Annotated in this window: 12 protein-coding genes; 7 read left to right on the forward strand and 5 right to left on the reverse strand. The window is 71.7% G+C overall.

Translation table 11 applies throughout. The features are described from left to right. The first annotated feature begins 159 nt into the window (after positions 1-159). The 5 genes from ACGFNH_RS04335 (at position 160) to ACGFNH_RS04355 (ending at position 4,312) form a co-directional block, all read left to right on the forward strand. Positions 160-957, forward strand: coding sequence for a sugar phosphate isomerase/epimerase family protein (locus ACGFNH_RS04335; RefSeq protein ID WP_393651440.1), 798 nt, complete (start codon positions 160-162; stop codon positions 955-957). A gap of 838 nt (positions 958-1,795) precedes the next feature. Beyond that, positions 1,796-2,647 carry a Scr1 family TA system antitoxin-like transcriptional regulator gene (locus ACGFNH_RS04340; protein ID WP_393651441.1) on the forward strand — a complete coding sequence of 284 codons (852 nt, stop codon included), beginning with the start codon at positions 1,796-1,798 and terminating at the stop codon, positions 2,645-2,647. Beyond that, a complete protein-coding gene (locus ACGFNH_RS04345; RefSeq protein ID WP_393651442.1) occupies positions 2,626-2,844 on the forward strand; it encodes a DUF397 domain-containing protein in 219 nt (72 codons plus the stop codon). Before ACGFNH_RS04340 ends, ACGFNH_RS04345 begins: the two co-directional genes overlap by 22 nt. 22 nt (positions 2,845-2,866) lie before the next feature. Then, positions 2,867-3,085 (forward strand): DUF397 domain-containing protein, encoded by a 219-nt coding sequence (locus ACGFNH_RS04350; RefSeq protein WP_393651507.1) that lies wholly within the window; start codon positions 2,867-2,869, stop codon positions 3,083-3,085. A gap of 120 nt (positions 3,086-3,205) precedes the next feature. After that, complete coding sequence (locus ACGFNH_RS04355) at positions 3,206-4,312, forward strand: phosphatidylinositol-specific phospholipase C (RefSeq protein WP_393651443.1); 1,107 nt, start codon at positions 3,206-3,208, stop codon at positions 4,310-4,312. A 252-nt stretch (positions 4,313-4,564) separates the two neighbouring features. On the opposite strand, the gene ACGFNH_RS04360 is transcribed toward ACGFNH_RS04355, so the two are convergent. The 5 genes from ACGFNH_RS04360 to ACGFNH_RS04380 all read right to left on the reverse strand — a co-directional run bounded on the left by ACGFNH_RS04360 (position 4,565) and on the right by ACGFNH_RS04380 (position 9,419). Further along, positions 4,565-5,095: a hypothetical protein gene (locus ACGFNH_RS04360; RefSeq protein WP_393651444.1), complete on the reverse strand. Its 531-nt coding sequence runs from the start codon at positions 5,093-5,095 to the stop codon at positions 4,565-4,567. Between the two features lie 352 nt (positions 5,096-5,447). Further along, positions 5,448-6,158 (reverse strand): hypothetical protein, encoded by a 711-nt coding sequence (locus ACGFNH_RS04365; RefSeq protein ID WP_393651445.1) that lies wholly within the window; start codon positions 6,156-6,158, stop codon positions 5,448-5,450. Positions 6,159-6,257: 99 nt separating this feature from the next. Beyond that, the gene (locus ACGFNH_RS04370) at positions 6,258-6,863 is read right to left on the reverse strand and encodes a SigE family RNA polymerase sigma factor (RefSeq protein ID WP_393651446.1); all 606 of its coding nucleotides are present in this window, start codon (positions 6,861-6,863) and stop codon (positions 6,258-6,260) included. Positions 6,864-7,110: 247 nt separating this feature from the next. Next, positions 7,111-8,415 (reverse strand): methyltransferase family protein, encoded by a 1,305-nt coding sequence (locus ACGFNH_RS04375; protein ID WP_393651447.1) that lies wholly within the window; start codon positions 8,413-8,415, stop codon positions 7,111-7,113. Next, on the reverse strand, positions 8,412-9,419 hold the full coding sequence (locus tag ACGFNH_RS04380; protein WP_393651448.1) for a hypothetical protein: 1,008 nt from the start codon (positions 9,417-9,419) through the stop codon (positions 8,412-8,414). Before ACGFNH_RS04380 ends, ACGFNH_RS04375 begins: the two co-directional genes overlap by 4 nt. 91 nt (positions 9,420-9,510) lie before the next feature. Here ACGFNH_RS04380 and ACGFNH_RS04385 point away from each other — a divergent pair, with 91 nt between their 5' ends. Together ACGFNH_RS04385 and ACGFNH_RS04390 are read left to right on the forward strand one after the other, a co-directional pair. Next, positions 9,511-10,131 carry a TetR/AcrR family transcriptional regulator gene (locus ACGFNH_RS04385; protein ID WP_393651449.1) on the forward strand — a complete coding sequence of 207 codons (621 nt, stop codon included), beginning with the start codon at positions 9,511-9,513 and terminating at the stop codon, positions 10,129-10,131. Positions 10,132-10,326: 195 nt separating this feature from the next. Beyond that, the gene (locus ACGFNH_RS04390) at positions 10,327-12,201 is read left to right on the forward strand and encodes a glycoside hydrolase family 3 protein (protein ID WP_393651450.1); all 1,875 of its coding nucleotides are present in this window, start codon (positions 10,327-10,329) and stop codon (positions 12,199-12,201) included. The last annotated feature ends 143 nt before the right edge of the window (positions 12,202-12,344 follow it).

The following is a 12,344-nucleotide window of genomic DNA, read 5'->3' on the forward strand; positions in this document are numbered from 1 at the left end:
TGATCGTAGCCGGGGCCGCCCGGTTTCTGGCACTGTGCCTGGTGCACGTCACGCGGGTGCGCGGGACGGCGGCGCCCGGCGGGGTCCACCGTACGGCGGCCCGGCCCCCGCGCCCGCCCCGAGCAGCCCACCCGCCCGCCCCGTCCGTCTGGAGCAGCCGTGAAACTCGCCTTCTCGACCCTCGGAGTGCCCGGTATGCCCGTCGCGGACGTGGCGCGGCTGGCGTCGGCCGGCGGCTATCACGGCGTGGAGCTGCGGGCGCACCCCGAGGAGCCGGTGAACACCGGTCTCGGGATCTCCGAACGGGTCGGTGTCGCCGAGGAGTTCAAGGCGGCGGGAGTCGAGATCCTCGCGGTCGCCGGGTACACGCAGGTGGCCGCGCCCGGCGACGACGAGCCCGTGATCGACGAGTTGGGCTCCCTGCTGACCCTGGCCGGTGACCTGGGCGCCCCGTACGTACGCGTCTTCCCCGGCGGCGGCGACCAGCCCGCCGAGGAGGCGGACGTGATCGCCGCCCGCCGTCTCGCGGCGGCCGCACCGCACGCCGCCGACCTCGGCGTCCGCCTGCTCCTGGAGACCCATGACTCCCACCGCCGCGGTGTGGACGCGGCGCGCATCCTCGGCCTGGTGGGCCACCGCAACGTCGGCGCGATCTGGGACGTGATGCATCCGTGGCTCGGCGGCGAGGACCCGGCCGCCACCCATGCGGTGCTCGCCCCACACCTCGGCTATGTCCAGGTGAAGGACATCGCCACCGCCCAGGACACGACCCCGCTCCCGCTCGGCGCGGGGGTGCTGCCGCTCGCCGAGTCGGTCGAACTGCTCAGCCGCGCGGGCTGGGACGGCTGGCTGTGCTGGGAGTACGAGAAGCGCTGGTACCCGGAGGCCCAGGACCTTCCGGCCCTGCTGGAGCCGGGCCGCGACCATCTGTCCTGGCTGCTGGCCCAGTCGGCCTGAGGCCGGGCGCGCGGACCGCTCGCGCCGAACTGTCCCGGTGCCTGCCCGAGCCGTCCCGGTCCCGGCCAGGCCGGGCCGGGACCGGGACGGCGTTGCGCCCTATGCGCGATGGCGGGGACAGGCGCACGGCGGCCAGGCAAGGCCGAGCCCTTGAACGTCCACGGCATCGCCGGCCACGACGCGTACCTCCGCCACCGGGCCCGTCTCGGCGCCCTCGCGCGTCACCGTGCGGACCCTCAACGTCATGCGCGACACGGGCCCCGCTTCCCGCCGTTCGTCCTCGGCTCCGCTCACCGATCCGCCTCCCGGCACCTGTTCCGCTGTGCGGCTTCGAGGACCACCAGCGGATCGGGCGCGGGCGGGAGGTGCGGGGCACACGCGGGACAGGCGTACACGTTCCAGCCCGGTCCGCTCGCCCCGTGCACCTCGTGGACCAGGACCGGCGAGGTCGTGGTCCGTTGGCAGCGCACGCACATGCGGAGGGGCACGGGCGTTCCGGCTCCGCTCATGTCGCCTCCGTCCCCGTTCCGTTGGCCCCGTGGAGGGCCGCCGTTGCCTTAAGCCCTGCGGTGCCCGCATCGTCCATCGGGCAGGACCTGCGGGGGGCGGGAATTGCCCTCACCCGCGGGGGGCTCGGGGACATAGGCTCCGTCATGTCGACGCTCCTGGGTTTGCGTTGGCCACGCCCCGGGGTCGTTGCAGCGGCCGCCGGGGCCCGTTCGACCGCTTCACGCGGAGGAACCATTACGGTGTGTGCCCCCATCGTCGCCCAGCGCGGCTACGCTCGGCAGCGGGTTGCTGTCCCACGGGTCGTCATGGGACAGGGAGGGATGGACCGATGACCTTCGAACCGCGGGAACTCTCCCCGGACCGCTCGGCGCGGGACCTGTTCGGCGCCGAAGTCCGCCGGCACCGGATCAAGGCGGGCATGTCGCTGAGACGGCTGTCGGAGGTGCTGAACTACAGCAAGTCGCATCTCGCCCGGATCGAGGGCGCGGAGTCATTGCCGTATGACGACTTGCCGTCGAGCCTGGACGCGTGCTTCGGCACGGACGGGTTCTTCGTGTCTCTGCACCAGGTCGCGAAGAACGAGCCCTTTCCAGGCAAGTTCCGGCGCGTCATCGAGATCGAGAGCCGGGCATCAATCATCGAGCAGTACCAGAGCGCCGCCGCTCCCGGCCTGCTCCAGACCCCCGCGTACGCAGCTCGATTGATGCACGGAGTACAACCGCATGCCCCCGAGGCGGAGATCGAGGCCATGGTGTCAGCGCGCATCGACCGGCAGAAGCGGCTCAGGGGCGTCAAGCCTCCGCGATGCTGGTTCGTCCTGGACGAAGCCGTGCTGCGCCGTCCAATCGGCGGGCCCGAGGTCATGCGAGATCAACTGAACCGGCTCATCGTGTGCACCGCGGAGCCCGGCATCACCTTGCAGATCCTGCCGTTTGCGGCAGGCGAGCACCCGGAGTTGCTCGGAGGCTCCCTGACGCTCTACACCGTGCCCGACCAACCACTCTTGGCCTACGAGGAGGGCAGTCGTGCGGGCACGATCATCGAGGACCGCAGTGGCGTCGCTGAGCGGCGTGAGTCCTACGATCTGCTCAGGGCGATGGCCCTCTCGCCTCGCGAATCCAAGGCGTTGATCCGAGCGGCACTGGAGGACTGGACGTCATGCCGACCACCCGGGAACTGAGCACAGCCAACTGGCGCAAGAGCAGCCACAGCAACGGGGCGGGAGGAGAGTGCGTCGAGGTGGCTGATGGCTACCCCGGAGTCGTACCAGTCCGGGACAGCAAGCACCCGCACGGCCCCTCCCTCGTCTTCACCAACTCCGCCTGGACCGCCTTCCTCACCGGCGTGAAATCAGGTGAATTCCCCACAACGGACTAGGCGAAGGAGGACCGTGGACATCATGCCGACCACCCGGGAACTGAGCACAGCCAACTGGCGCAAGAGCAGCCACAGCAACGGGGACGGCGGAGAATGCGTCGAGGTGGCCGATGGCTGCCCCGGAGTCGTACCCGTCCGAGACAGCAAGAACCCCCACGGCCCCCACCTCGCCTTCACCAACTCCGCCTGGACCGCCTTCGTCTCGGGCGTGAAGTCAGGTGAATTCCCTACGACGGAATAGGTACAAGGCATTCCCTCCGGCTTCGGGTTACGCAAAAGTAACCCGAAGCTCGGTCGCTCCGCTTCCGCAGCGACCGAGGCTCCGTGCGCGCCCCCAAGCCACGTAGTCGAGGAGGCTGAGATGTCCCCTGCAGCGTCACCCCCACAGACCGCGTACTCCCGCCCCGCCGGTCCGCGTGAACCCGAGGACGACCCGGGCACGCGATCCCGAACCGCCGCACCGGCGACGCAGGTTCGGCGCCGTCCCCGCAGCCGGGCGGCCCTCTGGCTCGCCACACTCGCCCTCGCGGGTGCCACGATCGGCCTCACCGCGCCGCCCGCGGCCGCCACCGACGGCGTCGACACCTACGGCCTGGAGCGGGCCTCGAACCCCGACTGGATGGGCGGGCTTCCCGACGGAACCGCCCTGACGGACCTCTCGATCCCCGGTACCCACGACACCATGGCCCGTGCCGTCACCCCGATCGCGGAGACGCAGGAGAGCGATCTCCCGCAGCAACTGCGTTCCGGTATCCGTGCGCTGGACATCCGGCTGCGGCACATCGGGGACGTCTTCACCATTCACCACGGCGTGGTCTATCTGAACAAGAACTTCACCGATGTGCTGCGGGAGACCACGGACTTCCTCAAGGAGCACCCCCGGGAGACCGTCCTCATGCGCCTCCAGCAGGAGCACACCGAGGAGAACGTCACCCGGACCTTCGAGCAGACCCTCAAGTGGTACGTGGAGAGCAACCCCGAGACCGCGGGGCTGATGAGCCAGTACCTGTGGCGGCCGAAGTCGGTGAACGACCCGTTCCCGAGACTGGGTGAGAGCCGCGGGAAAATCGTCTTCCTGCAGAACTTCGACAGCGCGGAGCCGTTCGGGCTGCGCTGGTCGCGTGCCGACATGGACATCGAGGACCACTACCAGGTGCCCACCATCTTCGACATCTCCCGGCGCTGGGACGACGCCAGGACCCAGCTGGAGAAGCTGAAGAATCCGGCGGGCGGGAAGATGTACGTCACGCACTTCAGCGGCGCGAGCCTGGGCGCGTTCCCGGACGCCGTGGCGGGCGGAGTCCTCGGCATCGAGGGCGTGAACTCCCGCGGATTCTCCTACCTCGAGAGCGTCAACGCCCCCTGTGCACCGCAGCGTTGCCTCAAGAAGACCGGCACGATCATGATGGATTTCCCCGGCCCCGATCTGGTCAACCGGATCCTGCATTACAACGACGCGCTGCGCTGAGCACGTTCCCGCAGGCCGGTGGAGGCGTGGGTCCCAGCTTCCGCCCGCCGGCGGTGGGCCGTCGCGGCCCGGGCCGAAGCGCCCGCGCGTCCGGACGCGACGGACACCTCAGGCCCGTACCGGACCCGCGACCGGACTGTCGCAGGAGCTGGGCCCCAGCAGTGCCACTGCTGGGGCCCTTTGACGGGGGCAGGCCGGGTCCGGCTGCTGCTCCCGCCCTCCGATGTCGCGGTGTTCGAGCGGCCCGCGCGATCAACCGACCGGGCAGTCATTCCAGACACGCGCCAACTCGGCCGGGATTTCCTTGACTGCGGTGCAGCCCTTGGCCAGCTCCTCCGCGCCGGAAGCGATGAACATCCACTCACCGTCCTGGACGGTGAAGTACTTCATGGTGGAGCCCTCGTCCTGCATGTGGACCCCCTCCTTCTCGGAGTGTCCCGGCGTCACCTCGAACGTCGTGCCGGCGAAGCGGTTGCCGCACTCGCCGTAGTAGAAGCTGCCAGGAGTCGGCTTGATGTGCTCGAAGACCGGAAATGCCTGCCGGTAGGCGTCGGTCACCGCCTTCTTCACCTCGGCGGAGGCCACCAGTTTGCGGCAGGAGTCGTCCCCTCCGGACGTGTCCCCTTCCGGCTTCTCCTTGGGCTTGGAGTCCGCCTGCCCGGCCGACGAGTCCGAGCCGGAGGAGTCCGAAGCGGAGGAGTCCTTGTTGTTGCAGGCGGGCAGGGTGGCCAGCGCACCGGTCAGCAGGACGGCGGCTATCAGGCCACGGGAGCGGGAAGTCACGGGCATACCTCGTTCACAAGTGCGTCCGGCCAGGTTCCCGGCCGGCGATCGGTGCGGGCTCGGCGGGTGCGCCGGCCCGGGATCGGCAAGGCGATCCGAGAGATACACGCGCCGGCCGCGCAAAGGTTGCCTGCGACGAAGAAGTCTCTTCGGGGTCTTCGCCGGCGGGGCCGCGCCCGCGGCTCAGCGCGGGGTGCGGCCCAGCGCGGGGTGCGGCTCAGCGCGGGGTGCGGCTCAGCGCGGGGTGCGGCTCAGCGCGGGGTGCGGCTCAGCGCAGGGTGCGGCTCAGCGCAGGGTACGGCTCAACGCAAGGCGCGGCTCAACGCAAGGCGCAGCCCAGCCCGCCCGCGGCTCAGCGCAGGGTGATCGAGGAGACGAGCTCCTCTGCCAGGGATGCGTCGCGCGAGTCGAGGCGCAGAGCGCGGATGCTGGTCTCGTGGCGGGGGATCCACCACAGGCGGGCGGTGAACTCCTGGCCGCTTCGACAGGTCACCCGCCAGGCCCGGTAGTCGACCCGCTGTCGGGAGATCCGCATGGAGTCCCGGTCGATCAGGCGGCTGCCGGTCATGGGGTCGGAGAAGTTCGTCCGTCCGTCCGCGGTCCAGCAGTTCAACCACGTGCGGGGCCAGTCCTGCTCTTCCAGGCTCTCGCTCTGGTCACCGGTCTGCGTGGCGACCTGGATACCGGTGGCCCAGCAGTGATCGATCTCGTGCGGGACACCTGGCGGCTGTACACAGGCCTGGACGCCCGGCTCGGGCTGCCAGTCCGTCCAGCCGCGGGGTACCCGGAAGCTCAGGCCGTGCAGATCGACCTGGCGGGAGGTGGCCACGGAGGTGTGTCGTTCCTGCTCGGCCAGAGGGTGCGGGAAGGTGACCACGGTGACGACCGCGAGGAATGCCGCGGCCACCGACGCCCCGAGGCTCAGCAGCGGCCGCGGCCACCGCCGTGCCGGGGAGGTGTCAACGGGCCTCAGCGACCGCGCGGTCACCAGTGCCGACCTTGCGGCCAGTGCGGCACGCAGCCGCTCCTCCAAAGCCGCTGTCTCCGGTGACTCCGGCTCCATCGGATCCTCCATCGGGCCTCAGCATCCACCCTCTGCGCGCGCGAAGCCGGAGCAGGCTCCCTCAAAGGTCTCGGAATCATCTCCCGGAGGACGAACCGGTCAGTCCTCCAGCCGTTTGCGCAGCGCGGCCAGCGATCGGTGGGCCATCGACTTCACCGCGCCTTTGGAGATGCGCATCGTCTCAGCGATCTCCGCCTCCGAGAGCCCCGCCCAGTACCGCAACACCAAGATCTCCCGTTGGCGGGGAGCCAGCAGGCGCAACGCGCCCAGCAGTTCCCGGTGTTCGTCGGCCAGCAGTGCCGCGTCCTCCGCGGACGCAGCGTGGTGCTGCTCCTCCGGGCGGAACGCGTCGGCCACCCGGCGCCTCCGCAGCACCGACCGGGCCCGGTTGACCACAGCCCGCCGCAGATACGGCACCTTGCTCGTGCCGTCATCCAGCGCGCGCCATCTGCGGCACACGGCGGCAAACGCGTCCTGCACCACGTCCTCGGCCGTCGCATGATCGCCCACCAGCAGAACGGCCAGTCGCACCAGGGACAATCGGTGAGTTCTGTACAAGTGCCCGAGAACCTCGCCTTGGGCCTCGGCCGCAGGCTCCGCGGGCCGCAGCGTCACCAGGCCCATGTCCTCGACGCCCTCGGCCTGCGGCAGGAGGATCAAAGGCGCGGGCGCACGGAATCGCCCCAGCAGCCGCCGCCATGCCATCTCCCACAAAACTCCCTCCCCGGAGCCGCCAGCCGCCCCCGGCCCCGCTCGGGGAACCTAGACAGCGGAAGACCGCCTCGAAAGAGAAAGCTCTACTCATCTCCCAGCGGCTACAGGGGCAGCCTGATTCGCCGCCTTGCCCGACCGGCACGGCCGATCCGTCCAGGACTTCATCGCCCGTCGTCATCGCCCCTCGTCACCGCCCCTCGTCTCCGGCCCGCGCAAGCGCGGCCCCGGCCACGCCCGCTCAGGCGCGCGGCTCCAGACGGCATTCCGGCGGAACCGCCGCGGACGGGCCGCTCGCCCGGTGCGGGATGTCCCGCGGCCCCGCGCCCAAGGCATCGGCGCAGAGCTGGGCGAACCAGCGCAGGCCCGGGGTCGCCAGCACCCAGCCCAACAGGGCCCACCCCAGGTGCAGATGGCCCAGCATCCGGGCGAACGCGGCGACGCCGTCGGCCCGTACGGTCCCGTCGTCCGTCTCGTACGTCATCCGGCGCAGCGCCCGCGGGTGGTCCTCGGCGGCGAGCAGGTCCAGTCCGACCGGGCGGCGGAGTGCGACCCAGCGGCCGAACCGGCTGCAGGGGCCGCAGGTTTCGGCGACGTAGAGGCGGGCGGTCGCGGTGCCGGGCCATGGGCGCAGTCGGGGCAGCCAGGCGCGGACCCCGGCGCGGTAGGCGGTCCACCACTCCCCGTGGGCGGCCCGCAGCCCCTCGCTCTCGTGCCAGTCGGCGAGCCCTGCGCCGTAGGCGAACGCGACGGCCGCGGCGGCGGCCGCCCGCCAGTCGAGGGCGATCAGCGCGAGGAGGGCGTATGCGAGCGTGATCGAGAGCTGCATGGGGTTGCGCACATACGCGTACGGGCCGCTGGTCACCAGCCGGACCGGGGGGTCGTACGGGACGGGCGTTCCGCCGCCGCGCTGCACGAACTCCCGCACCGCCGCGACGCCGAGCAGCAGCGGTACGGCGAGCACCTGGGCGGTGAGCGCCGCACCGGCGGTCCCGCCCGGCAGTCCGGGCCGCAGCAGTGCCACGGGCAGGGCGAACATCAGGACGCCGCTGAGCAGGACTTGCATGCCGGCCCGCACGGCAAGCCGCTTCCGGCGCAGGGTCCAGCGCGCGAGGAGGAGGCCCGGTACCAGGGCCGCCGCCACTGCGAGGGCCTCGCCCACGAGCCAGCCGCCGCCGAGCCGTACCACCGGCGCGGCGAACGGCATCGCGGCCACGTCGAACCAGGCGAGCCCGGCCACGACGAGCGGCAGCGGAAGGCGGTCGGAGCCGGCGAGCACGGGCAGCGCGCCCCACAGCAGTGCCCAGCCCAGCATCAGGTCGACCGGCAGTCCCGCCACCGTGCCGCCGTCGGCGTGGAAGGACCACCAACCCGCTCGGATCGCAAGGAGGTTGACGGCGGGCAGCCAGACGACGTTCCACGCCGTGGCCAGGACGGCCGCCCCGACAGCCCTGCGTCCGGGCGGCCGGACGCCCGCGGCGGCGGTCCCGACGAGGGGGAGGAAGAGGCAGGCGGCACGGACCAGTGCGGCTCCGTTTCCGCTCATGACGCCGCCGCCCCCTTCGCTTCCTCCGAGGACTCCGTCAAAGCTCCTGCGGCGAAGGTGTCCGAGAGGTACGCGGCTGCCTGCTCCATGCCGTACTTCTGCAGCGGGCCGAAGTACCAGCCCGGGTCGTAGGTACGGCGGTAGTGCAGCGTCCAGCTCGCCTCGGTGCCGCCTCCCGCCGCGGGCACCCACTCCACCTCCGCCGAGCCGAGCGACAGCCAGCGGGCGAGGGTGGTGTCCTCCTCGATCCGGAACAGGACCCGGCCGGCGGACCGCTCCGCGACCACCAGACGCATCGAGCGGGGTGTCGGCCGCGCCCCGATGCCCAGGCCCTTGCGTGGGTTGAACGTGATGACCCGCACGTCGCCGACGTCGAGTCCCGACCCCTCGGCCATCCGCGGGCGCGGGAACGGGACGGCACGCAGGAACAGCGGCTCGGGTGCGGCGAAGCGTGGCCTGCCGGCGAGCGCCTCCTCGTACGCCGACGGGCTCGCGGAGACCGTACGGGTCACGCTGACGGAGTTGTCGCGCGGCAGTTCGTAGATCCCCGTGCCCTCCAGTACCAGCAGCGCGAGGAGCGGCACGCTCACCACGGCGTGGGCCCGGCCCGATCCGCCGTCCCCCCGGGCCCTGCGCCCCCGGGCACGGTCCACGCTGCAGCCGATGATCACGGCGAGGAGGTAGAAGAGCGGGGCGGCCATGACGAGGCAGACGACGCCTTCGTTCAGCAGCGGTCCGGCGAGCGCGAGTCCGATGGTGACGGACGCGAGGGCCGTGCCGGTGGCGCTCCTGGGGCGGGCGCGGAGGGAGACGGAGAGGGCGATGAACGCGGGCAGGCCCACGTAGAAGAGTGCGGTCTGCTCCAAGTGACCGGCGTGCAGCACCTTGTAGAGCAGCATCGCCGTGAAGAGGGCCGCCAGCACCGCGGCCAGCCGCAAGCGGGCCGGCGGTATCAGGGGCCGCTCCCCGCCCTGCCCCTCCCTGTCCTGCTGCATCGCTACCACCCAGCCCTTCCTTTTTGATCGGTCGATTGCATCGAGCGGTTTAACCACTCGATTAAACCGTATGATGAAGGCACGGCGAAAGGAAGGTCAAATGACGGCGGACACCAAGGACCGGCTGATCGATGCGGCGATCGCGGTGCTGAAGGCCCACGGGTACGGCGGCACCAGCGCCCGCACCATCGCCAAGGAGGCGGGGGTCAACTCGGCGCTGGTCTTCTACCACTTCGGCGGGGTCGACCCGCTGCTGCTCGCAGCTCTGGACCGGTCCTCGGCCGAGCGGATGGCCCTGCACCGCGCCACCGTCGCCGACGTCGGCACGCTGGAGGAGCTGGCCGAAGCGGCCACCCGCATCTACCGCGACGACCTCGAGGGCGGCCGCATCACGCTGTTCACGGAGCTGGTGGCCGCCGCCATCGCCAAGCCCGAGCTGCGCGAGCAAGTGGCACGGCGCGCCGAACCCTGGCACCAGTTCATCGAGGACACCCTGGAGCGCGTGATCGGCGGCACCCCGCTCGCCCGGCTCACCCCGCCCCGCGACCTCGCCAACGCGGCGATCACCTTCTACCTCGGGGTGAACCTCTTCACCGTGCTGGACACGGACCGGTCGCGTACGGACTCGGTGTTCGCGATGGCGCAGCGCCTGGCCCCGCGCGCCAGGCTGCTGACGATGCGTCTGCCGAGCCGGCGGCGGTCCCCACGCAAGTCCGAGTAGCGGACGCCCGTACGGGACGGGCCCTGCCGGGCCGGGAGACCTCGGCCGCGCCCCGGGCGGCGATCCGCCGGGGACGGCCGTTCTCGGCGCTTCCCATTGACTGGCACTAACTTTCCGGCTATCGCTGTCTCCTGACAAATCCTGGAAGTTTCCTTCATTCCGCCGCCACGCACCTCCTTTCGGGAAGGAGCGCTCGTGCACCACGAAGAAACGCCCGCCCAAGGACCGCGACCGTCCAGACGTTCCGTTCTGGCCGGCGCCACCGCCGTCACCGCCGCCGCCTCACTCGCCGCGACCGCGTCCCCCGCCTCCGCGGCGCACGCCGCGCGTTCACCCTCCCCCGTCGACCGCGACCGGCTCCGGAAGCTCGTCTCCCGGATGAGCCTGGAGGAGAAGGTCGGCCAGCTCTTCGTCATGCGGGTCTACGGGCACTCGGCAACCGCCCCCGACCCGGCCGACGTCGAGCTGAACAAGAAGGAGATCGGGGTCGCCAACGCGGCCGAACTCATCGCGAAGTACCACGTCGGCGGCATCATCTACTTCACCTGGGCGCACAACACGCGTGATCCGCACCAGATCGCGTCGCTGTCCAACGGCATCCAGAAGGCCGGACTCGCCCAGCCCACGCCCCTACCGCTGCTCATCTCCACCGACCAGGAACACGGAATAGTGGCTCGTGTGGGCGCGCCCGCCACGCTGCTGCCCGGGGCCATGGCCCTGGGCGCGCGCGCCTCGCGCGCCGACGCCCGCAATGCCGCGCGGATCGCCGGGGCCGAACTGGCGGCCCTCGGCATCAAGCAGGACTACGCGCCGGTCGCGGACGTCAATGTGAACCCGGCCAACCCGGTCATCGGGGTGCGGTCCTTCGGCTCCGACCCCAAGGCCGTGGCCTCGATGGTCGCCGCGCAGGTGCAGGGCTATCAGAGCGCCGGGGTCGCGGCCACCGCGAAGCACTTCCCGGGACACGGCGACACCGCCACCGACAGCCACTACGGACTCCCGCTGATCACCCACACCGCGCAGCAGTGGGAGGAGCTGGACGCACCACCGTTCCAGGCGGCGATCGCGGCGGGCATCGACTCGATCATGACCGCGCACCTGCTCTTCCCCGCCCTGGACCCCGCCGACGACCCGGCGACCCTCTCCCACCCGATCCTCACCGGCATCCTGCGCGAACGGCTCGGCTACGACGGCGTCGTGGTCACGGACTCGCTCGGCATGGCGGGCGTACGGCAGAAGTACGGCGACGACCGGGTGCCGGTTCTGGCGATCAAGGCGGGCGTCGACCAGCTGCTCAACCCGCCGGACCTGCCCGTCGCCTGGAACGCGGTCCTGGAGGCCGTGCGGGGCGGCGAGATCGAGGAGGAGCGCCTCGACACCTCGATCCTCCGCATCCTCGAACTCAAGGCGCGCCGCGGCCTGTTCACCAAGCCGTACGTCAGCCACGCGGAGGTGGACCGGGTCGTGGGGACCCGTGCGCACCTGAAGGCGGCGGACGGGCTCGCCGAACGGACCACCACCCTGCTGGCCAACGAGGACCGCCTGCTGCCGCTCTCGCGGCGCAGGCACAAGGACGTGCTCGTCGTCGGCGTCGACCCGGCAGCGCCCTCGGGCACCGGCGGCCCGCCGACCGCCACCGTCGCCAAGGCGCTGACCGAGCTGGGATTCACGGCCACCGCGCTCTCCACGAGCACGGGGACGCAGCCCAACCCGGCGCAGGCGAAGATCGACGAAGCGGTCGCGGCGGCGCGGGGCAAGGACGCGGTGGTGGTGCTGACGTACAACGTCGGCGCCGGCTCCTCGCAGCGCACGCTGGTCGAGGCCCTCGCGGCGACGGACGTGCCCGTGGTGCACCTGGCCATCCGCAACCCGTACGACATCGCGCGGCTCGGCGGCGCCGGTGCCGGGGCCTCCCTGGCGGCGTACTCGTGGACCGACGTGGAACTGCGGGCGGCGGCGCGCGTCATGGCGGGCCGGGCGAAGCCGGTGGGCAGACTGCCGGTTCCGGTGCCGCGCGCGGACGACCCGGCCCAGGTGCTGTACCCGGTCGGATACGGGCTTTCCTACTAGCCCACGTCCGACAACAGATCCGGGGGGGGGGGGGGGGCGGGGGGGGGGGGGCCCCGGGGGGGGGGGGGGCGGCGGGGGGGGCCCCCCCCCGGGGGGGGGGGGGGGGGGGGGGGGGGGGCGCTCTGTCCGGTGGGTGGGTCAGG

Origin of the sequence: Streptomyces sp. NPDC048639 (genome assembly GCF_043199075.1) — a bacterium.
Classification (GTDB): domain Bacteria; phylum Actinomycetota; class Actinomycetes; order Streptomycetales; family Streptomycetaceae; genus Streptomyces.